Origin of the sequence: Rhodococcus sp. Leaf225, assembly GCF_001426145.1 — a bacterium.
Classification (GTDB): Bacteria; Actinomycetota; Actinomycetes; order Mycobacteriales; family Mycobacteriaceae; genus Rhodococcoides.
On record NZ_LMRN01000021.1, the window covers coordinates 298,115 to 319,671 of the forward strand.

Annotated in this window: 20 protein-coding genes; 8 read left to right on the forward strand and 12 right to left on the reverse strand. The window is 69.1% G+C overall.

Annotated features, from left to right (window positions below):
• Positions 1-176 precede the first annotated feature (176 nt).
• Entirely contained in the window at positions 177-1,613 is a 1,437-nt protein-coding gene (gene glnA / locus ASG69_RS16520; protein ID WP_027505794.1) for a type I glutamate--ammonia ligase, read from the reverse strand.
• Between the two features lie 226 nt (positions 1,614-1,839).
• On the opposite strand from glnA, the gene ASG69_RS16525 reads away from it, so the two are divergent.
• Positions 1,840-2,313: an RDD family protein gene (locus tag ASG69_RS16525; RefSeq protein WP_027505795.1), complete on the forward strand. Its 474-nt coding sequence runs from the start codon at positions 1,840-1,842 to the stop codon at positions 2,311-2,313.
• Between the two features lie 61 nt (positions 2,314-2,374).
• Here the strand turns inward: ASG69_RS16525 and ASG69_RS16530 are convergent, their stop codons facing one another.
• The 5 genes from ASG69_RS16530 to sucB all read right to left on the reverse strand — a co-directional run bounded on the left by ASG69_RS16530 (position 2,375) and on the right by sucB (position 7,934).
• Entirely contained in the window at positions 2,375-3,127 is a 753-nt protein-coding gene (locus ASG69_RS16530; protein WP_056445665.1) for a DUF4191 domain-containing protein, read from the reverse strand.
• 82 nt (positions 3,128-3,209) lie between these two features.
• Positions 3,210-4,247, reverse strand: coding sequence for a lipoyl synthase (gene lipA / locus ASG69_RS16535; protein ID WP_056445662.1), 1,038 nt, complete (start codon positions 4,245-4,247; stop codon positions 3,210-3,212).
• A gap of 24 nt (positions 4,248-4,271) precedes the next feature.
• Positions 4,272-5,039, reverse strand: a complete 768-nt coding sequence (gene lipB / locus ASG69_RS16540; RefSeq protein ID WP_056445660.1) for a lipoyl(octanoyl) transferase LipB — start codon at positions 5,037-5,039, stop codon at positions 4,272-4,274.
• A 24-nt stretch (positions 5,040-5,063) separates the two neighbouring features.
• Positions 5,064-5,951: a TIGR01777 family oxidoreductase gene (locus ASG69_RS16545; protein WP_056445658.1), complete on the reverse strand. Its 888-nt coding sequence runs from the start codon at positions 5,949-5,951 to the stop codon at positions 5,064-5,066.
• Positions 5,952-6,089: 138 nt separating this feature from the next.
• Entirely contained in the window at positions 6,090-7,934 is a 1,845-nt protein-coding gene (gene sucB / locus ASG69_RS16550; RefSeq protein ID WP_056445656.1) for a 2-oxoglutarate dehydrogenase, E2 component, dihydrolipoamide succinyltransferase, read from the reverse strand.
• A 310-nt stretch (positions 7,935-8,244) separates the two neighbouring features.
• Here sucB and ASG69_RS16555 point away from each other — a divergent pair, with 310 nt between their 5' ends.
• Entirely contained in the window at positions 8,245-8,577 is a 333-nt protein-coding gene (locus ASG69_RS16555; RefSeq protein ID WP_056446287.1) for a hypothetical protein, read from the forward strand.
• A gap of 22 nt (positions 8,578-8,599) precedes the next feature.
• Here the strand turns inward: ASG69_RS16555 and ASG69_RS16560 are convergent, their stop codons facing one another.
• Entirely contained in the window at positions 8,600-10,108 is a 1,509-nt protein-coding gene (locus tag ASG69_RS16560; protein WP_056445653.1) for a leucyl aminopeptidase, read from the reverse strand.
• Positions 10,109-10,213: 105 nt separating this feature from the next.
• Between ASG69_RS16560 and gcvT the strand changes: the two genes are divergently transcribed.
• Together gcvT and ASG69_RS16570 are read left to right on the forward strand one after the other, a co-directional pair.
• On the forward strand, positions 10,214-11,329 hold the full coding sequence (gcvT, locus tag ASG69_RS16565) for a glycine cleavage system aminomethyltransferase GcvT (protein WP_027505803.1): 1,116 nt from the start codon (positions 10,214-10,216) through the stop codon (positions 11,327-11,329).
• 33 nt (positions 11,330-11,362) lie between these two features.
• Positions 11,363-12,466, forward strand: a complete 1,104-nt coding sequence (locus ASG69_RS16570; RefSeq protein ID WP_056446284.1) for a branched-chain amino acid aminotransferase — start codon at positions 11,363-11,365, stop codon at positions 12,464-12,466.
• Positions 12,467-12,470: 4 nt separating this feature from the next.
• On the opposite strand, the gene cobS is transcribed toward ASG69_RS16570, so the two are convergent.
• The 4 genes from cobS to ASG69_RS16590 are packed head-to-tail and all read right to left on the reverse strand — an operon-like array spanning position 12,471 to position 15,518.
• Positions 12,471-13,217, reverse strand: a complete 747-nt coding sequence (cobS, locus tag ASG69_RS16575) for an adenosylcobinamide-GDP ribazoletransferase (RefSeq protein WP_200933846.1) — start codon at positions 13,215-13,217, stop codon at positions 12,471-12,473.
• Positions 13,218-13,222: 5 nt separating this feature from the next.
• Positions 13,223-14,278: a nicotinate-nucleotide--dimethylbenzimidazole phosphoribosyltransferase gene (gene cobT / locus ASG69_RS16580; RefSeq protein ID WP_037185716.1), complete on the reverse strand. Its 1,056-nt coding sequence runs from the start codon at positions 14,276-14,278 to the stop codon at positions 13,223-13,225.
• Positions 14,272-14,838, reverse strand: a complete 567-nt coding sequence (locus ASG69_RS16585) for a bifunctional adenosylcobinamide kinase/adenosylcobinamide-phosphate guanylyltransferase (protein WP_056445647.1) — start codon at positions 14,836-14,838, stop codon at positions 14,272-14,274. Before ASG69_RS16585 ends, cobT begins: the two co-directional genes overlap by 7 nt.
• Positions 14,839-14,849: 11 nt before the next feature.
• On the reverse strand, positions 14,850-15,518 hold the full coding sequence (locus ASG69_RS16590; RefSeq protein ID WP_027505807.1) for a DUF3043 domain-containing protein: 669 nt from the start codon (positions 15,516-15,518) through the stop codon (positions 14,850-14,852).
• An 85-nt stretch (positions 15,519-15,603) separates the two neighbouring features.
• Between ASG69_RS16590 and ASG69_RS16595 the strand changes: the two genes are divergently transcribed.
• From ASG69_RS16595 to ASG69_RS16605, 3 genes are all read left to right on the forward strand, one after another.
• Complete coding sequence (locus tag ASG69_RS16595; protein WP_056445644.1) at positions 15,604-16,653, forward strand: glycerate kinase family protein; 1,050 nt, start codon at positions 15,604-15,606, stop codon at positions 16,651-16,653.
• 97 nt (positions 16,654-16,750) lie between these two features.
• The gene (locus tag ASG69_RS16600) at positions 16,751-17,131 is read left to right on the forward strand and encodes a HesB/IscA family protein (protein WP_027505809.1); all 381 of its coding nucleotides are present in this window, start codon (positions 16,751-16,753) and stop codon (positions 17,129-17,131) included.
• A 166-nt stretch (positions 17,132-17,297) separates the two neighbouring features.
• Positions 17,298-18,272, forward strand: a complete 975-nt coding sequence (locus ASG69_RS16605) for a carbohydrate kinase family protein (RefSeq protein WP_027505810.1) — start codon at positions 17,298-17,300, stop codon at positions 18,270-18,272.
• Between the two features lie 14 nt (positions 18,273-18,286).
• Here ASG69_RS16605 and asnB read toward each other — a convergent pair whose 3' ends face one another.
• Positions 18,287-20,212 (reverse strand): asparagine synthase (glutamine-hydrolyzing), encoded by a 1,926-nt coding sequence (gene asnB, locus ASG69_RS16610; RefSeq protein WP_056445642.1) that lies wholly within the window; start codon positions 20,210-20,212, stop codon positions 18,287-18,289.
• A 295-nt stretch (positions 20,213-20,507) separates the two neighbouring features.
• Here asnB and ctaC point away from each other — a divergent pair, with 295 nt between their 5' ends.
• On the forward strand, positions 20,508-21,554 hold the full coding sequence (gene ctaC / locus ASG69_RS16615; protein WP_414891735.1) for an aa3-type cytochrome oxidase subunit II: 1,047 nt from the start codon (positions 20,508-20,510) through the stop codon (positions 21,552-21,554).
• The last annotated feature ends 3 nt before the right edge of the window (positions 21,555-21,557 follow it).

The window sequence follows — 21,557 nt, forward strand, 5'->3', positions numbered from 1 at the left end:
GCCGGGTGGATCGTCACCCGGAACACAGCGGACACTCGTCTCTACCCCGAAAGTGCGCAGTTCAATCCAGGTTTCGTACTTTTCGTTCTCTGTCCGTGTTCGACGACGCGCTCACCAACGACTCGAGCCCGCCCCGGACATGGTCCGGAGCGGGCTCGAATGCGCTGGAGCGAGACTCAGCAGTCGTAGTACAGCTGGAACTCGTACGGATGCGGACGCAGGTTCACGGGCGCGATCTCGTTCTCACGCTTGAGCGAGATCCAGGTCTCGATCAGGTCGGTGGTGAAGACGCCACCGGCGGTGAGGTACTCGTGGTCGGCCTCGAGGCGGTCGATCACGGCAGGCAGCGACGTGGGTGCCTGCGGGATGTTCTTCGCTTCCTCCGGCGGGAGCTCGTAGAGGTCCTTGTCGACGGGAGCGAGCGGCTCGATCTTGTTCTTGATGCCGTCCAGGCCGGCCATCATCTGCGCGGCGAACGACAGGTACGGGTTACCGGACGCGTCGGGTGCGCGGAACTCGAGGCGCTTGGCCTTCGGGTTGTTGCCCGTGGTGGGGATACGGACGGCGGCGGAACGGTTACGGCCCGAGTACACCAGGTTGATGGGGGCTTCGTAGCCCGGCACCAGGCGGTGGTACGAGTTGATCGTCGGGTTCGTGAACGCGAGCAGCGACGGGGCGTGGTGCAGGATGCCGCCGATGTAGTGACGTGCGAGGTCCGACAGACCCGCGTAGCCCTTCTCGTCGTAGAAGAGCGGCTTGCCGTCCTTCCACAGCGACTGGTGCACGTGCATGCCCGAGCCGTTGTCACCGAAGAGCGGCTTCGGCATGAAGGTCGCGGACTTGCCGTGCTGCCAGCAGGTGTTCTTGACGATGTACTTGAACAGCTGCAGGTCGTCGGCCGCGCGCAGCATGGTGTTGAACTTGTAGTTGATCTCCTGCTGGCCGCCGGTTCCGACCTCGTGGTGTCCACGCTCGAGTTCGAAGCCCGCGTTCTGCAGGTTGGTGGAGATGGCGTCGCGGATGTCGACGTAGTGGTCGTACGGCGCGACGGGGAAGTAGCCACCCTTGGGGCGGACCTTGTAGCCGAGGTTCGGCGAGCCGTCGGCCTCGGTCTCGGCGCCGGTGTTCCAGGCGCCGGAGCTCGAGTCGAGCTCGTAGAACGCGCCGTTCATCTGCGAGTCGTAGCGGACCGAGTCGAAGATGTAGAACTCGGCCTCGGGACCGAAGAACGCGGTGTCGGCGATGCCGGTGCTGGCGAGGTACTCCTCGGCCTTGCGCGCGACGTTGCGGGGGTCGCGGCTGTAGGACTCGCGGGTGTACGGATCGTGGACGAAGAAGTCCATGTTCAGCGTCTTGGCGTGACGGAACGGGTCGATCTGAGCGGTGCCGTAGTCGGGCAGCAGCATCATGTCCGACTCGTGGATCGACTGGAAGCCACGCACGGACGAGCCATCGAACGCGAGACCGTCTTCGAGGGTGTCCTTGGTGAACGCCTTCGCCGCGATCGAGAAGTGCTGCTGGATACCCGGGAGATCGGTGAAACGGATGTCGACGTACTCGACGCTCTCGTCCGCTATGTACTTGATGACCTCTTCGGCCGTGGTGAAATCCACGCTGGAACTCCTTCTTGTCGAGTGCTGGTCCGCGACGTCTGTGTGAGTGCGGCAGCTGCGCCACGCCGACGGTAGGGAAGCGGTGTTGCCTCACCGTCAAGTCCGTGTTTCGTCGGTGTTACGCGTCCCGTCGTCGCAGCTGGTGGCCGGTGGGAAGACCCTCCCGCCGGGGCGACACCTATCCTGGAGCAATGGCCCCGCACGCACACCAGTATGGAGAACACTCATGGCACGGATGACCGGATCGTGGCTCTCGGGCCCCGCCGCCGCGCTGCCCGACGGTGACCACGAGCAGCAGGCCTACCAGGGCGAGTACCTGGGACTTCCCAAGGTGGGGCCGGGTTCGCTCGCGCCGACACCGAGGCGTGTCGCGGCGTTGGCCATCGACTGGCTTATGTCGATGGGTGTGTCCGCGCTGTTCCTCGGCGGCAGTGTCGCCGGGGGCAACCTGTCGACCCTGACCCTGGGAGTGTGGTTCCTGCTCGGATTCGTGTCCGTGAGCTTGTTCTCCTTCACGCCCGGTCAGTTCTGCATGGGCATGCAGGTGGCGCGCATCGACGCTCCGGGCCGCGTGGGAGTCGTGCGCGCGCTGGTGCGTCAGGTCTTCATCGCCTTCGTGGTGCCCGCCGTCATCACCGACATCGACAGCCGCGGCATGCACGACCGCGCGACGGGCACCGCACTCCTCATGTCCCGGTAGTCCCCCCGTGCGACATTTGCGCATCCCTGGACACGCACAAGGCGCACGGGGCCGGAGGCCACTAGCGACGCTTGATGGTGCGCTGCACACCCTTCATCTTCGCGCCGCCCGGCATCGGTCCCTTGGGGAGTGCCGGGCCACCGCGCGCGCCCAGCGCCGAGAGCCGTGACTCGATGGTCTCCATGCGCTTGCTGTCGATGTTCTTCGGCAGCTTGGTCAGGTACTTCTGCAGCTGCGAGAGCGGCACCTGGCCCTCGTCGTTGCCGACGACGACGTCGTAGATCGGGGTGTCGCCGACGAGGCGTGCGGTCTTCTTCTTCTCCTGCGCCAGCAGTGCCTTCACGCGCTGCGGTGCGCCCTCGGCCACCAGGATGACGCCGGGACGACCGATGACGCGGTGCACGGCGTCCAGCTGCGTGGTGCCGGCGATGGCGGTCTTGACACGCCACCCGCCCTGCAGGTTGTCCAGTGCCCACGCGGCGGCGCCGGCCTGGCCTTCGGCCTTGCCGTACACCGACTTCTGCACGCGGCGACCGAAGATCACGAACGCGATGAGCACACCGATGAGGAGCCCGAACGGCAGCAGGAGCCACTCGATCCCGAAGATCAGCCCGATCAGGAAGAACAGCACCGCCATGCCGACGACCGATCCGATCATCAGCGGCAGGAGGAGCTTGTCCTCCTTGCGCTGCATCTGGAAGGCCTGCCACAACTGGGAGCGCCGTTCCTTCGAGGCCTGCTTGCGTGCTGCCTTCGCCGCGGCCTTCGCCTCTTTCGAGGCCTTGCCCTTGCCTGCTGTACCGCCGTTCGCCATGGCTCCCAGGATAGGCGCAGACGCAGCGCGGCCCGCCATCCGGTAGGACGGCGGGCCGCGTGGTGTCGCTGGGGGTGTGGGGTCAGCGGGCTGCCAGGCGCGCCATCAGCGAGCTGGCTTCCTGGGACGCCTCGCCGCCGTGCTCGAGGTGGGACATGTTCTCGGAGATCGCACGGCCGTGGTGAGCCATGGCCTGCGCGTAGAGGCGACCCGCGCGGTACGAGGAGCGGACCAGGGGACCGGCGAGGACGCCGGCGTAGCCCATGGCCTCGGCGGCCTTGGAGTGCTCGACGAACTCCTCCGGCTTGGCCCACCGGTCGACCGGATGGTGCCGCGGCGACGGGCGCAGGTACTGGGTGATGGTGAGGATGTCGCAGCCGGCGTCGTGCAGGTCCTGCATCGCCTGCGTGACTTCCTCGTAGGTCTCGCCCATGCCCAGGATCAGGTTCGACTTGGTCACCAGGCCGGCGTCGCGCGCCGCGGTGATGACGTCGAGGCTGCGCTGGTAGCGGAACGCGGGACGGATGCGCTTGAAGATGCGCGGCACCGTCTCCACGTTGTGCGCTAGCACCTCGGGGCGCGAGGAGAAGACCTCGGCCAGCTGGTCCGGGTCGGCGTTGAAGTCGGGGATCAGCAGCTCGACACCGGTGTTGGGGTTGAGGCGCTTGATCTCACGGACGGTCTCGGCGTACAGCCAGGCGCCGCCGTCCCCGAGATCGTCGCGGGCGACACCCGTGATGGTGGAGTAGCGCAGACCCATCGCCTGCACCGACTCGGCCACGCGGCGCGGCTCGTCCCGATCGAGGTCGGCAGGTTTGCCGGTGTCGATCTGGCAGAAGTCGCAGCGACGGGTGCACTGCTCACCGCCGATGAGGAACGTGGCTTCGCGGTCTTCCCAGCATTCGTAGATGTTGGGACACCCGGCCTCTTCGCACACCGTGTGCAGTCCCTCGCGCTTGACGAGTCCCTTGAGTTCGGAGTACTCGGGGCCCATCTTCGCGCGGGTCTTGATCCACGACGGTTTGCGTTCGATCGGGGTCTCCGCGTTTCGGATCTCGAGGCGGAGAAGCTTGCGTCCGTTCGGAGCTTGTGCAGGAGAGTTCTCGGGTGCGACGGTCACCGCATCGATGCTACTCGCGGGGGGTCATCCGCCGAAGTTCACCGTGGTGAAGCGTGGCGTGGGTGCGACGGGCGTTCTGTCCAGATCGTGCACCGCCAACGGCAGGCGACCGTCGAGTGCGTCCAGGATGCGCTGCGTGACCGCCGGAGTGACCTCGTCGACGGTCACGTCGCGGCCGAGTTCGTCCGACAGTGTGGTGACGCCGGCGTCCGCGATACCGCACGGAACGATGGTGCCGAAGCCCTCCAGGGACGCATTGCAGTTCAGGGCGAAGCCGTGCAGAGCCACACCCCGCTGCACGCGGACCCCGATGGCAGCCACCTTGCGTTCGGGCTGCCGTCCCGGACCAGAATTTCGGGCTCCGCGCACCTCGCCGGCCGCGAGCCAGACGCCGGAACGGCCGTCGATACGCCCGACCTCGAGGCCCAGATCGGTGCACACGGCGATGAGTGCCTCCTCGATCAGCCGGACGTACCGAACGACGTCGACGGGCTCCGCGAGCCGCACGATGGGATAGCCGACCAGCTGCCCGGGACCGTGCCAGGTGATCTTGCCGCCACGGTCGACGTCGATGACGGGGGTGCCGTCGCGCGGCCGATCCTCGGGAGCCGTACGCCGACCCGCGGTGAAGACGGCGGGATGCTCGAGAAGCAGCAACTCGTCGGCGCCGACGTTCTCGGCACGACGGCCGGCGACCTCGCGCTGGATCTCGAGAGCGTCGAGGTAGTCGATCGTGCCGAGCGAACGCACGAGCATCGGCCGGGAGTCGGCGCGGGCGGAGCGGGTGATCATGACATCGAAGAGTACGCCGCCGGGTCAGCCGACGGTGTCCGCGAGCGCCTCTCCGATGGTGTTGTGCTCGAACGTGAATCCGTGCTTCTCGAGCACCGCGGGGATGGCTCGCGGATTGTGCAGGATGGCCTCGTTCGCGAACTCGCCGATGATCGCGGAGATCGCGAACCCGGGCACCATCCACGGTGCCGGGCGATGCACCGCTCGCGACATGGCGCTGTTGAACTGGGCGTTGGTCACCGGTGCGGGCCCCTGGAGGTTGACCGGTCCGGTGATGTCCTGATTCTCGAGGGTGAAGACGATCGCCCGGACCTCGTCCGTCAGTGAGATCCACGGGAAGTACTGGCGGCCGCTGCCGAGCCGACCGCCCAGCGCGAAGAGGTACAGCGGGCGGAGCTTGCCCATCATGCCGCCGTGCCGGGACAGGACGGCAGCGCTGCGCAGGAACACCACCCGGACGCCGTTCGAGGCCGCGAAGGACGTGGCGTCCTCCCAGTCGCGACACACCTCGGCGAGGAAGCCCGTACCGACCGGCGCCGTCTCGTCGACCACGGTGTCGCCGGTGTCACCGTAGAAGTTGATGCCGCTGGCGTTGACGAGCGTCGGCACCTTCGCCTCGACGACGGCGCGGGAGATCACCTCTGTGGGGACGATGCGACTGTCGCGGACGGCCTGCTTGTACGCGCCGGTCCACCGCTTGTCACCGATCCCGACACCGCACAGGTTCACCACGGCGTCGGCGCCCTTCAGCGCCTCCGGGTCGAGCGATCCGGCGGTGGGATCCCAGCCGATCTCGTCCGGTCCCGCGGGTGCACGGCGGACGAGGCGGAAGACGTCGTGCCCTCCGCTGCGCAACGCCGCCACGAGCGACGTGCCGATGAGTCCGGACGAACCTGCGATGACGATGCGCACGAGTGACTGCCTCCTGGGACGGCGACGGGGGCACCCACTGCACGGTGTGCAGCGAGTGCCCCCTCGTTCGACAGGTCACAGATTCCCGGAGGTCGGGGCTGCGAAGTGTCGGGGACTTCCGAGATTACCGAAGAAGCGTCAGAGGCCGAGGTCGGCTTCGAACGCGCCCTCCTCGAGGCGGTGCTTGATGGTGGTCAGGAAGCGACCCGCATCGGCGCCGTCGACGAGACGGTGGTCGTAGGTGAGCGGCAGGAACGCCATGGAGCGGACACCGATGGACTCGCTGCCCGAGGCGTCGGTCACCACGACCGGGCGCTTGACGATGGCCCCGGTGCCCAACATGGCGGCCTGCGGCGGAACCAGGATCGGCGTGTCGAACAGGGCGCCCTGGCTGCCGATGTTGGTGATGGTGAACGTGCCACCGGACAGCTCGTCCGGCTTGAGGCCGTTCGACCGTGCCCGTGCCGCGATGTCCGCGATGGCGCGTGCGATGCCGGCCAGCGACAGGTCGCCCGCGTTGTGGATGACGGGGGAGAGGAGGCCCTGCTCGGTGTCCACCGCGATGCCCAGGTGCTCGGCGTCGTGGTACGTGATCTCCTTCTTCTCCTCGTCGATGCTCGCGTTCACGTTGGGGTGAACCTTGAGCGCCTCGACGACGGCCTTCGCGAAGAACGGCAGGAACGTCAGGTTGACGCCCTCGCGCTCCTTGAACGTGGCCTTGGCGCGGGTGCGCAGTGCTGCCACCTTGGTCAGGTCGACCTCGAACACCTGCGTGAGCTGCGCCGACGTCTGCAGCGACTCGCGGGTCTTCTTGGCGGTGATCTGCCGGATGCGGTTGATCTTCTGCGTCGAACCGCGCAGGTGCGCGAGTTCGGGCCGCACGCCGGCAGTGGACGGTGCCGAGGGCGTGGCGGACGCGGCGGGAGCTGCGGCAGCCGGAGCGGCCTTCTCCTCGGCCGGTGCCTTCTTCGCCTCTGCGGCGGCGAGGACGTCCTGCTTGCGGATGCGCCCACCCACGCCGGTTCCCGACACGGAGTTCAGGTCGACGTCGTTCTCCTGCGCGAGCTTGCGCACCAGGGGAGTGACGTACGGGCTGGAACCGCTTGCGTTCGAGTCACCTGCAGGCGCCTCGGACTCGGACTTCGAGGAGTTCTCGGACTTGCTCTCGGACTTCGGCTCCGGCGTGTAGACCTCGCCGGCGGGCTCGGGGTCGGCCTGCTTGGCGGGCTTCTCGGCGGGCTTCGCTTCGGCCTCGGGCTCCGGCTTCTTCTCCGGCTCGGGCTTCTTCTCCGGCTCGGGCTCGGGCGCGGGCTCCTTCTTCGCGGGAGCACCGGAACCGATGACGGCGAGCTGGCCGCCGACCTCGACGGTGTCGTCCTCCTCGGCGCTGATCTCGAGCAGAGTGCCGGCGACCGGGGACGGGATCTCGGTGTCGACCTTGTCGGTGGAGACCTCGAGGAGCGGCTCGTCCACGGCGACCTCGTCGCCGACGGCCTTGAGCCACCGGGTGACGGTGCCCTCCGTGACGGACTCGCCCAGTTCGGGCATCGTGACGGGAGTGCCGTCGCCGCCACCGGTGGAACCGCTGCTCGCACCGCCGTCGTCGTCGCTGTCGGGTGCGGGCGCGTCGGCCTCGCTCTCGCCCTCGACGGACGCCTGCTCGGCGGCGTCGGACGGGCCTGCGTCGGCTTCGTCGCTGCTCGAGTCGTCGCTGCTCGAGTCGTCGCCGTCGGACGGCGCCTCGTCCGCGTCACCGATGACACCGAGCTCACCGCCGATCTCGACGGTGTCGTCCTCCTGCGCGACGATCTTGGTCAGGACACCCGCTGCCGGAGACGGAATCTCCGTGTCCACCTTGTCGGTGGAGACTTCGAGCAAGGGTTCGTCGACTTCGACCGTGTCCCCCTCCTGTTTCAGCCACCGTGTGACAGTCCCCTCGGTGACGCTTTCACCGAGAGCTGGCATCTGGACGGAGAAGGTCATGTCTGTTGACTCCTCGACAAGTTGTAGTACGGGTGTAGCGGCTCGTGGTCGCTAGCGGGTGTGGTGTCTAGCCGGTCGCGGTACGTGGACCATTGTGGCCGCGTCGCACCGTTCTCGCGGCGAGTTGTGCCGGTAACGGGTGACGCGCACCGTGAGATGGTTCACGCGATGCCCGATCATCCTGTCACTTCGTGAGACGGTTCGCGCTCGGTGGGGTCGGCGTGCCGTCCGGATGATGGTGTGGACCGGATTGAGTGCATTTCGTGCACGCGAGAGTCGCGTGCACTGCTCGGCGGATGGAGGAGACACCGTGGGACTGTTCGACAGATTCAAGCGCCAGAGTCGATCCCGAGGCGGAGCGTCGTCGTCCGACAGAGCGCATCTCGCCGACTGGACGGCCGCCCGCATCGGCGTCGAGGCCTACGTCGAACCGGAGACGACGGTCACTCCGATCACCGTGGTGCTGGTCGCGAACGACGGTGAGTGGACCCGCCGCGCGGTGGGCGGCGAGAAGGGCGCGCGCAAGCTGGGCGAGGACCTGAAGATCCCGGTCTACGACGTGCGCAAGACCGGGTATCCGCAGCGGATGCGGGACCACGACGCCCGACAGAAGATCATCCGGAGGCGCGAGCAGGGAGCCTGAGCTCCCCGCTCGCGCGAGCGGGTCAGCCCTGCTCGGCGATGTCCTCGAGCACCGAGATCATGGTGCGCACCGGTACACCGGTGCCGCCCTTGCTCGTGTAGCCGTGCGGCCCGCCGGTGTTGAAGGCCGGCCCGGCCACGTCGATGTGCGCCCACTGGACGCCCTCGGCGACGAACTCCTTCAGGTAGAGCCCGGCCGCGAGCATGCCGCCCCACCGGTGGTTGGTGACGTTGGCGAGGTCGGCGACGCGGGAGTCGAGATCGGGTCGCAGTTCGGCCGGCAGCGGCATCGCCCAGGCGTTCTCGCCGATGCGCTGCGAGATGGCGGCGACGCGGTCGCGGAACACCTCGGTGCCCATGACACCCGGGGTGCGCGTGCCGAGGGCGACCATCTGCGCTCCGGTGAGGGTCGCGGTGTCGATGAGATAGTCCGGCTCGTCCTCGCAGGCGCGCACGATGGCGTCGGCGAGAATGAGGCGGCCCTCGGCGTCGGTGTTGATGACCTCGACCGTGGTGCCGCCGTACTGGGTCAGCACGTCGCCGGGACGCTGCGCCGTGGACGACGGCATGTTCTCGGCCATCGGCACCGTCGCGGTGACGTCGATCGGCAGTTTCAACTTGGCCGCCAGCACCACCGTCGCGACGACGGCGGCCGCGCCGGCCATGTCCGAGGTCATGTTCTCCATGCCCGCCGCGGGCTTGATCGAGATGCCGCCGGTGTCGAACGTGATGCCCTTGCCGACGAGAGCGACGGTGGGGGACTTCTTCTTCCCGCCGGACCAGGACAGCCGGACCAGACGCGGCGGGCGGGACGAGCCCTTGCCGACGCCGACGATGCCGCCGTAGCCCCCACGCTCGAGTGCCTTCTCGTCGAGCACCTGCACGGTGAGGCCGGCCTCGGTCCCGAGGGCACGGGCGCGCTCGGCGAACTCGGCCGGGAAGAGGTGGCTCGGGGGCGTGTTGACGAGGTCACGCGCGGTGGCGACCGCCTCGGCGACGGCCTCGGAGCGCGCGAGTTCGGCGCGAGCCTGCTTGTCGCGCGGCGATCCGACGAGCAGATCCACCCGGGTGATCGGTGTCGCGTCGTCCTTGGGCGCCGACTTCTGCTTGTACTCGCTGAACTGGTAGGCGCCGAGGTAGAGGCCCTCCGCGGCGGCGGCGAGGCCGACGGCGGACAGGGTCGTCGCGACGTGGCCGATGCCGGTGAGCGCGCGCGCCGCCGATCCGGCCGCACGACGCAGCACGTCGTCGGTGCGCTCGGCGGCGGTGCCCAGACCGACGGCGAGAACGCTGGCGGCGGGCAGGGACGAGGGTGCGGGAACGCGGGTGACCTGATCGGCCCGGCCGGTGGCGCCGAGGGCCGTGACCGCGGCGAGGACGTCTGCGGCGGCGTTCCCGAGGAAGTCCTCGCCGACGATGCGGACACCGTCGTCGGTCTTCTCGAGTCCGACGACGACGACCTCGACGGCCTTGTCGACGGTTCCGGCGAGGACCAGTTCGGGTCCGAGTGTGCGCTGCGACTGACTGCTCACGTGCTGCTGCTCCTGATGGTCGGGGACGGTCGGTGAGGGTGGAGCGACGCAGTCGATCGTATGCCGACCCCGACATCGGGCTCGTCTGAGTTAGCGTTCCCCACCATGAGCGAAGAGTTGTTGCACGGTCCGGTCCACGAGGCGCACGTCGCCCTCGGAGCCACGTTCGCCCCCTTCGGCGGGTGGACGATGCCGGTGTCGTACGCGGGCACCGTCTCCGAGCACACGTCGACGCGCACCACCGCGGGGTTGTTCGACGTGAGTCACCTGGGCAAGGCGGTCGTCTCCGGTCCCGGTGCCGCGGCGTACGTCGATTCGGTGCTGACCAACGCGCTCGACCGCATCGGGCCCGGCCAGGCGCAGTACACGTTGTGCTGCACCGAGAACGGCGGAGTGGTCGACGACCTCATCGCCTACCTCGTGTCCGACGACGAGGTGTTCCTCGTGCCCAACGCGGCCAACACCGCCGCCGTGGTCGAGGTGCTCGCGCAGGGTGCCCCGGCCGGCATCGAGGTCCGCTCGGCGCACCGGGAGTACGGCGTCCTCGCCGTGCAGGGACCGCGGTCGGCCGACGTCCTCGCCGCCGTCGGGCTGCCGTCCTCCCTCGATTACATGGCGTTCGAGGACGTCGCGTTCGGATCCGGCTCGGTACGGGTCTGTCGCACCGGCTACACGGGGGAGCACGGGTACGAGCTGCTGCCGCAGTGGGACACGGCCGCGTCGCTGTTCGAGGCGCTGCTGGGCGCGGTGCGCGAGGTGGGCGGCGAGCCCGCCGGTCTCGGAGCGCGCGACACGCTGCGCACCGAGATGGGCTACCCGCTGCACGGGCACGAGCTGTCCGTCGACATCAGTCCGCTGGAAGCGCGCTGCGGCTGGGCGGTGGGTTGGAAGAAGGACGAATTCCGCGGACGCGACGCCCTCGTGGCGCAGAAGGAGGCGGGCGCACCCCGCACCCTCGTCGGCCTCCGCGCCGTCGGACGCGGTGTGCTGCGTCCGGATCTGACCGTCCTGCGCCCGGGGAATTCGGTCGGCACCGGAGAACCGGTCGGTGCGACCACGTCCGGCACCTTCTCGCCGACCCTCAAGGTGGGCATCGCGCTCGCGTTGCTCGACACCGCGGCGGGCGTCGCCGTCGGTGACGCGGTCGACGTGGACGTGCGTGGTCGGGCGATCGCGTGCGAGGTGGTCAGGCCGCCGTTCGTCGAGGCGCACGTGCGGTGAGATGCCACACCACGCTGCTTTAGAGTGTTCGGCATGACAGGCCTGGAATTCACGCGTCACGAGCACCCGTCGCCCGCCACCGCGGAAGCGCGGGCAGCGGTGTTGCAGGCGCCCGGGTTCGGCGTGCACTTCACCGATCACATGGTGGCCATCGACTACGACGCCGGCACCGGGTGGCACGACGCGGTGGTGACGCCCTACGCGCCGTTCCCGACGGATCCCGCGGCCATGGTTCTGCACTACGGCCAGGCCATCTTCGAAGGTCTCAAGGTCTACCGCCAGCCCGACGGCAGTCTCGCGTCGTTCCGCCCCGGCGCGAACGCGGAGCGCCTGCAGAGCTCGGCCGCGCGGTTGGCGATGCCGGCCCTGCCGGTGGAGCTGTTCCGCGAGTCCATCGAGCAGCTGCTCGCCGTCGACCACGAGTGGGTGCCCGTCGCCGGCGGCGAGGACGCGCTCTACCTGCGGCCGTTCATGTTCGCCACCGAGGCGGGGCTGGGCGTGCGCCCGTCGTCCTCCTACCGCTACCTCCTCATCGCCTCGCCCGCCGGCGCGTACTTCCCGCGCGGGGTCAAGCCGGTCAGCGTGTGGCTCTCCACCGAGTACGTGCGCGCCGCGCCGGGCGGCACCGGAGCCGCGAAGTTCGCGGGCAACTACGCGGCCTCCCTGCTGGCCCAGGCGCAGGCCGCGGACCAGGGCTGCGACCAGGTCGTGTGGCTCGACGCTCTCGAGCGCCGCTACGTCGAGGAGATGGGCGGGATGAACCTGTTCTTCGTCTTCGGCTCCGGACCCGACGCGCGGTTGGTCACGCCGTCCCTGTCCGGCTCGCTGCTGCCCGGCATCACGCGTGACTCGCTGCTGGCGCTCGCCACCGACGCGGGCTTCGCCGTGGAGGAGCGCAAGATCTCCACGGACGAGTGGCAGAAGAAGGCGGAGTCGGGCGAGATCACCGAGGTCTTCGCGTGTGGCACCGCAGCCGTGATCACCCCCGTCGGCAGCGTGAAGTCGGCCGAGGGCGACTTCCGCATCGGTACCGGAGAGCCCGGCGAGGTCACCATGGCGCTGCGCGACACACTCACCGGAATCCAGCGCGGCACCTTCGCCGACACCCACGGCTGGATGAGCACGCTGCGCGACTGATCGCTCAGCCGACGAGGCAGAGCACGAGCACCACGGCGGTGGTCAGCTCGATGCTCGCCCCGAGCACGTCACCGACGAGACCGCCGAATCGCCGAACGCAGTGCCGGGCGAGCAGAGTGACGGCAGCGAGTGCCACCGCGACGGCTGCCACTCCCTGCAGCGGGACGCCGGGGACGGCGAGCAGCCCGGCGGCGAGTGCCACGAGGACCCACAGGGTGAGCACGGCGGGTGACTGCGACGCCGCGACGAGTGAGCCGAAGCCACTGCCGGTGGCGGCGGGCACCGAGCGGCGGCACACGATCACGACGGCGCACCGGGACACGACGGCAGCGACCACGATCGCGAGAGCGTCTCCCCGAGAGACGAGTTCGCCCATGGCCACCGCCTGCACGCCGAGAATCAGAACGAGGGTCGCGGCCCCGAACGGTCCGGTGGACCCGGACTTCATGATCGCCAGCGCACGCTCGGCCGGGCCGTAGGACCCGAGTCCGTCCGCGGTGTCCGCGAGCCCGTCGAGATGCATTCCGCGGGTCAGCAGCGCCAGGGTGCCGACGCCCAGCAGTCCCGCGAGCGTCGGCGGCAGGTCGGCTGCGGCGCACGACCACACCACCAGTGCGGCCGCGCCGCCGAGCGCCAGGCCCACGAGTGGGACGATCCCGATCGCGCGGCGTGCGTCGTCGCGATCGACGGCGTCCGGACCACGCACCGGCAGCACCGTCAGCCAGGAGAACGCCAGGCGCACCGGGTCCAGGAACATCAGGGCCGCGTGCTCACTCCGGCATCGGAGAACGTCGCCATGTCGGCGAGTGTCGCGACGGCACCGGACAGGATCGGTAGCGCGACCATCGCCCCCGAGCCCTCGCCGAGACGCATCGACAGGTCGAGCAGGGGATCGAGTCGCAGGTGTGCGAGCGCCAAGGCGTGTGCCGGTTCCGTCGACCGATGGCCGGCCAGCCACCACGACGAGGCGCCGACCGAGAGATCGTTCGCGACCAGTGCCGCCGCCGTGACGACGACGCCGTCGAGCAGCACCGGTGTGCGACGCACCGCGGCCTGCACCAGGAAGCCGGTCATCGCGGCGAGATCGGCGCCGCCGACGGTGCGCAGCAGTGCGATCGGGTCGCGGGTGACGGGACGCGCACGCCGCAGGGCGTCACGGATCGCGGCGGTCTTGCGGATCCACCCCGCGTCGTCGATGCCGGTACCGCGGCCGACCGCCGCCACCGGTTCGGTGTTGGTGACGGCAGCGATCAGCACGGTGGCGGGGGTGGTGTTGCCGATGCCCATGTCGCCGGCGATCAACAGGTCGGCGCCGCCGTCGACCTCCTCGTCGGCGATGTCGCGGCCCGCTGTCAGGGCGGCGATCACCTCGTCCTGCGACAGTGCGTCCTCGCGGTCGATCGACCCACTGGAGCGACGCACCTTGTGCGACGACACGGAGTCGTCGGTGTCCGCGTCGACCGCGATGTCCACCACTCGCACGGTCGCACCGGACACCGTCGCCAACGCGTTGATCGCGGCGCCGCCGGCGGCGATGTTCGCGACCATCTGCGCCGTCACCTCGGGCGGGTACGCGGAGACCCCACCGCGGGCGATGCCGTGATCGCCGGCGAAGACCACGGCGCGAGCCCGAGCGAACCGATGCGGAGGGCTCACGCCCTGGCACGACGCGACCCACACGGCGAGGTCCTCGAGACGGCCGAGCGAGTCCGCGGGCTTGGTCAACGACGACTGCCTGGCTCTCGCCTCGCGGGCGATCTCGGCGTCGGGTGGATCCACCGGACGGAACAGTGCGGAACTCTCGGTCACCACGTGCCTCTCGATCGGTCGGTGGGTCGGTCACTCGGTCGGGTGAGGGGGACGGACAACCCGGCCACCACCAACGTCACCGCGTCACACACCTGCGCGAGACGGGCGTTCGCGGCACCGATCTCGTCGCGGAAGAGTCTGCCCGCCCGCGACTCCGGGATCACGCCCAGACCCACCTCGGGGGAGACGAGCACCAGCGGACTCTCGAACCGGTCGACGGCCGTCACCAGGTCATCGACCGCGGCCACCACCGTGCCCCGCGGCGAGTCCCACGCGCGCAGATCGTCCAGCGCGCCGGTGAGCCAGGTCCCCAGGTCGTCGACCAGTGTGGGCACGTCGTCCCGCAGGGCCTCGGACAGTGCCGCGTACGAGGTGATCTCGACCGTGGACCAGTGCTCCGGCCGCGTCCGTCGATGCGTGTCGATGCGGGCGTCCCAATCGGCGTCCGCACTGTTCCGCCGCCCGGTGGCCACGTACCGGACCTCGGCGTGACCGGCCAGCAACGACTCCGCATGGCCGGACTTGCCGGACCGGGCACCTCCGAGGACGAGCGTGCGCGTCACCGCGGGTGCGCTCAGACCGCGTCGCCGGGGCCGACGCGAGGCTTGGGGGCACGCATCTTGCGGACCTGCGACGCGCGGACGAACGAGTACCAGCCGAGCTTGAAGCCGCCGTCCGGAGTCTCGGGGAAACGGTCCCGCACCTTGTTGTTGACGCGGCGGCCGAGCAGATAGCCGTCGATACCCATGAAGATCATCATGATGAACAGCGCGAGCGTGACGATCGACTGCACCTCGGGGCTCAGGAACAGTGCCACGAGCAGGATCAGGGCCATCGGCATGAAGAGCCCGACGAAGTTGCGACGCGAGTCGACCAGGTCACGCGCGTAGGCGCGGACGGGGCCCTTGTCGCGGGGGAGGAGGAACTTGTCCTCGCCGGCCATCATGCGGGCACGCTGGTCCGCGGCCTTCGCGCGACGCTCGGCCGAGGCGGCCTTGCGCTCGTCCTTGCTGCCCCGCGTCGCCTTGCGTCGCGCCCGGGCCTCCTTGGCCGTCAGCGGTGCCGGTGCGACCGGGCCACGGCGGCGGCCCTCGGCCTCACGCCGGGAGGGCGTGGGACGGCCCTTGCCGAGGCTGACGTTGCCGCGGGTCTGCGCCGTGCTCTCGTCCAGGCTCGTCGACTCGTGGTCGACGGGGGTCTGGGTGTCGGACTTCTCACTCGACTTACCGAAGGGCAGCTTCACCCCCACAGGTTATTCGACGTTCACCACCACGCGAACACCGCAGTCGTGGGCTCTCACGACCGGCGCTCCTCGTTAGAGTGTTCCGATGCGCGTTCTCATCGCCCCCGATTCCTTCGGAGACACCCTGACCGCGGCCGAAGCAGCCGATGCCATCGCGGCGGGGTGGTCGAGCGCGCGCGACGACGAGCTGATCCTCGCGCCCCAGTCCGACGGCGGACCCGGGTTCGTCGACGCACTCGCGGCCGACGGCGGCGAGGTGATCGAGTCGACCGTGTCCGGACCCCTCGGCGTCGCCGTGACCGCGCGCTGGTTGCTCGACGGCGCGACCGCCTACGTGGAGGTCGCGCAGACCGTCGGTCTCGGACTGCTCGGTCGTTCGCCGGATCCGGAGTCGGCCGTCGCGGCGTCCAGCAGGGGAGTGGGGCAGATCGTCGCGGAGGCGCTGACCCGTGGTGCGACCACCGTGGTGGTCGGTCTCGGTGGCAGCAGCTCGACCGACGGCGGCGCGGGCATGATCGAGGCCCTCGGGGGACCCGACGCGGCGGTCGCGGCTCTCGCGGACGTCGACCTCGTCGCGGCCACGGACGTCGACAATCCGTTGCTGGGTCCGGCCGGTGCGGCCGCGGTGTTCGGACCGCAGAAGGGTGCGGACGCGGACACCGTGCGTGTCCTGGAGGAGCGGAACGCCGACTGGTGCGTCGAGCTCGATCGCGTCGCCGAGCGCGCGGTGGCGGACCTGCCGGGGGCGGGTGCGGCAGGCGGCCTGGGCGCCGCGTTGCTCGCGCTGGGAGCGACCCGCACGTCCGGGGCCGATCTGGTGGCCGAGCGCACCCGTCGCCACGAGGTGATGCCGACGGTCGACGTGGTGCTGACGGGCGAGGGGAAGTTCGACTCGCAGTCGTTGCGCGGAAAGGTGGTGACCGCTCTCGCGGGGTCGGCTCGCGAGCACGGTGTGCGCACGGTGGTCCTCGCCGGTCAGGTGCGTCTGGGCGAGGACGACATGCGCGCGGCGGGCATCGAGTCGGCGCACTCGGTGACCGATTTCGCCGGATCGGTCGACATCGCCATGTCGGACGCGCGTGCCCAGCTGACCGGCCTCGCCGCGAACGTCGCCCGCACCGGCTCGTGGGCGTGACCGCCCCGGCGATCGTGTGGAATAGCGGGGTCGGGAGTACCGTTGACTGTGTTCGCCGGCGTTGTCGCCGAGAGGGCACGAACGATAGGGAGAACCCATGACTGTGCAGAACGACGTCGCCACCAGTGACGTGACCACCACCGACACCGAGACGCACGCCGTCCTGATGACCGAAGCGGCCTCGTCCAAGGCCAAGGCACTGCTGGATCAGGAAGGCCGCGACGACCTGGCGCTGCGCATCGCGGTTCAGCCCGGCGGGTGCGCAGGGCTGCGCTACCAGCTGTTCTTCGACGACCGCTCGCTCGACGGCGACCTGGTCAAGGACTTCGGCGGCGTCACGCTCGCCGTGGACCGGATGAGCGCGCCGTACGTCGAGGGCGCATCGATCGACTTCGTCGACACCATCGAGAAGCAGGGCTTCACGATCGACAACCCCAACGCCACGGGTTCGTGCGCGTGCGGTGACTCCTTCAACTGAGTCCCGAGTAGTCTCCCGCCGTCCCCGGCACCCTGCGTGGGTGCCGGGGACGACGTGTGTCCGGGGTGCGTCGTCCCGGGGCGTCCGTCTGATGGGGTTCACCCACTCGTCACCCGGGTAAGGTTCACAGCAGTTCTCCTCCACCTGCTGCGAAAGGCCCTCGGACGTGACCATTGCGGTGTCCGGCTCCATTGCTACCGACCATCTGATGCGGTTTCCCGGTCGGTTCGCCGACCAGTTCCTCGCCGATCAGCTGGCACACGTCTCGCTGAGCTTCCTCGTCGACGACCTCGTCATCCGCAAGGGCGGCGTGGGCGGCAACATCGCCTACGCCATGGGTGTTCTGGGCGGCGCACCGCTGCTCGTCGGCTCGGTCGGTCCCGACTTCGCCGAGTATCAGACGTGGCTCGAGGACAACGGCGTCGACTGCTCCGCCGTCACCCTCTCCGAGACGGCTCACACCGCGCGTTTCGTCTGCACCACCGACGAGGACATGGCACAGATCGCCTCGTTCTACCCCGGCGCGATGACCGAGGCCGGCGACATCTCCGTCCACACCGTGGCCGAGGGTCGCGACCTGGAACTCGTCCTGGTCGGCGCCAACGACCCGGCCGCGATGATGCGCCACACGGCGGAGTGCCGCGAACTGGGCATCCCCTTCGCCGCGGATCCGTCGCAGCAGCTCGCACGCCTCGACGGAACGCAGGCCACCGAGCTCATCCAGGGTGCCGAGTACCTGTTCACCAACGAGTACGAGTGGGGCCTCCTCCGCCAGAAGACCGGGCTGACCGAACGCCAGATCCGCGACACCGTCGGCCTGCGCGTGACCACGCTCGGCAAGAACGGCGTCGAGATCGTCGGCGCCGACGGCACGGACATTCGCGTCTCCGTGGTCCCGGAGACCAGCAAGGTCGACCCCACCGGTGTCGGTGACGCGTTCCGCGCCGGCTTCCTCGTCGGCCGCGCCAACGGGCTGGGCCTCGAGCGCGCCGCCCAGCTCGGATCGTTCATCGCGGTGCTCGTGCTCGAGACCACCGGCACCCAGGAATGGACGCTCGTCCGTGACGACGCGATCAAGCGCCTCACCGACGCGTACGGCGACGAGGCCGCGGCCGAGATCGCCGCGATCCTCCCGCAGTAGTTCGCGTCTGCCGGCTAGAGCCGAACCGGGTACGTGGGTTCGGCGATGGTTGGCACGATGCGCTTCTCGACGAAGATGCCGTGCCACACCATGAAGATGAGCACGGTCCACAACCGGCGGCTGTGATCGCTGCGTCCCTCGCGGTGGTCGTTCAGCATGCGGGTGATCGCGGCCTTGTCGAGCAGGTGATCGGTCTGGGAATCGGCGATCTGCTGGTGCGCCCAGTCGAAGAGCTCGGTGCCCCGCAGCCAATGCCGAAGCGGCACAGGGAAACCCAGCTTCGCGCGGTTGAGCACATGATCGGGCACGATGCCGTCGAGTGCCTTGCGTAGCGCGTACTTCGTCGTCGACTTCGTGATCTTCTGCTCCAGCGGCAACTGCTCCGCCACCCGGAACACCTCGTTGTCGAGGAACGGCACGCGCAACTCCAACGAGTTGGCCATCGTGATCTTGTCGGCCTTCACCAGGATGTCGCCGCGCAGCCACGTGAACAGGTCCAGATGCTGCATCCGCGCCACCGGGTCCCAGCCGGCGGACTGCGCGTAGATCGGCGCCGTCACGTCCTGATGGGTCCACTCGGGCCGGAACTCCCGCAACACCGACCGCAACTGCGCATCGTTGAAGCTGCGCGCATTGCCGTAGTAGCGCTCCTCCAGGCTCATCGACCCGCGGTGCAGGAGACTCTTGCCGCGGGTGCCCTCCGGGATGCGCTCACTCAGTCGACCGGCGGCGCGTCGCAGGGAGGGTGGCAGCTTCTCGAACGGTGCGAGCGACAACGGCTCCCGGTAGATGGTGTAGCCGCCGAACAACTCGTCCGCACCCTCGCCCGACAGCACCACCTTGACGTGCTTACGTGCTTCCTTGGCGACGAAGTAGAGCGGCACCAGCGCCGGGTCCGCCACCGGATCGTCGAGATACCAGACGATCTCGGGGATCGCCGCGGCGAACTCCTCGGGCCCGACGACCTTGATGACGTGCTTGGCGCCGATCGCGGCGGCCGACTCGGCCGCGACGTCCACCTCGGAGTAGCCCTCACGCTCGAAACCGGTGGTGAAGGTGACCAGATCCGGGTTGTGCCGCATGGCGAGCGCGGCGATCGCCGTGGAGTCGATGCCGCCGGACAGGAACGAGCCGACGGTGACGTCGGCACGCATGTGCTTGGCGACGGAGTCCTCGAGCGCCTCGGCGATCTCGCGGTAGCGCGCCGCCTCGGTGCCCGACGGGACGGGACGCACCGGGAACGTCGGCCGGAAGTAGCGAGTGACGGTCGGCTCGGAGCCGGGAGTCAGGCGAGCGGTGCAGCCGGACTCCAGGCGACGGATGCCCGCGTGGAGCGTCTCGGGTTCCGGCACGTACTGCAGCACGGTGTAGTGCTCCAGGGCGCGGGGGTCGAGCTCGTCGGACACGCCCAACGACTCGAGGAGTTCGAGAATGCTCTTCTTCTCGCTCGCGAACGCGGTGCCCGCGGCGCCCGTCGAGTAGAACAGCGGCTTGATGCCGAACGGGTCACGCGCGAGGAACAGTTCCCGCTTCTCGGTGTCCCACAGCGCGAAGGCGAACATGCCCCGCAGGCGTCGAACGGCGTCGTCGCCCCAGAAGTGGAACGCGGCGAGAATGGCCTCGCCGTCACCCTCGGTGGCGAACGTCGCGCCGTGCTCGCGTGCCAACGTCTCGCGCAGTTCGAGGTAGTTGTAGATCTCGCCGTTGAACACCAGCGCGTAGCGCTCAGGACTCTCCGCGGGGCCCCAGCGGAGCGGCTGGTGCGAGTGCTCGATGTCGATGATCGAGAGCCGGTTGAAGCCCAGCGCCAGATCGTCGTCGTGCCACGTTCCCGGCTCGTCCGGCCCGCGGTGTCGCATGCAGTGCGACGCGTGGCCGACGGCATCGACGACATCTTCCGCGGATGCGTTCGACGTCAGCAGTCCCAGCAGTCCACACACGGTCGGTACGCCTCGTTTCGTTCGGGTGTCGGCCCGGTAGCGGGCCTGGTCACAGGCGTCGCCGGGACCTCGACGGCCCGACGCGCATCGGTCCGAGTATGCCGCAGTGCGGCGGGAACGCCGAAGTGACCGGCCGGGCCCGGTGTCGCCGCCCAACTCGCACCCGACCCGACACGAGAACCGAGCCCGCTTTGGTCTACGCTGCGTAGTACACGAGTACCTCGTGCGTGTGAGCGACTTCGGTGGCTCGTCCGGACGGTTCTCGTACTCTCCATCTGGCAATCAGGAAGGCGTGATCGTGGCGCAGCGTGGTGGTGGATCCGGTCGTCGGACGACACGACGAGTCGGATTGGTGGCCTCTCTTGCAGCGGCCGCCGTGGTGCTGTCGGGCTGCGGCATCGACAATTCCGTACTTCGATTCGGATGGCCGTCGGGCGTCACGCCGCAGGCCGAGCGGATGCGCGAGCTGTGGACGTGGTCCGTCATCGCGGCGCTCATCATGGGCGTCATCGTGTGGGGCCTGACCTTCTGGACGGTGGCGTTCCACCGCAAGAAGAAGGACTCGCCGGAGTTCCCGCGCCAGACCGCGTACAACGTCCCGCTCGAGCTGTTCTACACGGCCGTGCCGTTCGTCATCATCGCCGTCCTCTTCTACTTCACGGTCGTCGTGCAGAACTACGTCCAGGAGAAGCAGGACAACCCCGACGTGGTCGTCGACGTCACCGCGTTCCAGTGGAACTGGAAGTTCGGCTACCGCACCGTCGACCTCAAGGACGGGCAGCCGCTGTACGACGGCACCGACCAGGAGCGCGAGCAGGCAGCAGAGGAGGCCGGCACCCCCGAGGGTGAGGAGCCGGGCCCCCTGTTCGGCCGCGAGAAGTCCGACCAGTCCTACCTGCACTACAACGAGGTCGAGACCGTCGGCTCCAGCTCCGAGGTCCCGATCCTCGTGCTGCCCACGGGCAAGCGCATCGAGTTCGAGATCGCGTCCTCCGACGTCATCCACTCGTTCTGGGTTCCCGAGTTCCTGTTCAAGCGCGACGTCATGCCGAACCCGGACGAGAACAACTCCGACAACGTGTTCCAGATCAGCGAGATCGAGCGTGAGGGTGCCTTCGTCGGGCGCTGCGCCGAGATGTGCGGCACGTACCACGCGATGATGAACTTCGAGGTTCGCGCGGTCAGCCCCGAGGCCTTCGAGAACTACATGGCGGCGCGTCGCGACGGCCAGACCAACGCTCAGGCGCTGGAGTCCATCGGCGAAGAGCCTCGCGCGACCTCCACCTCGCCGTTCAACACCGACCGCACCGTCAAGGCTGCGACCGTGGCAGAAGGAAACTGACAT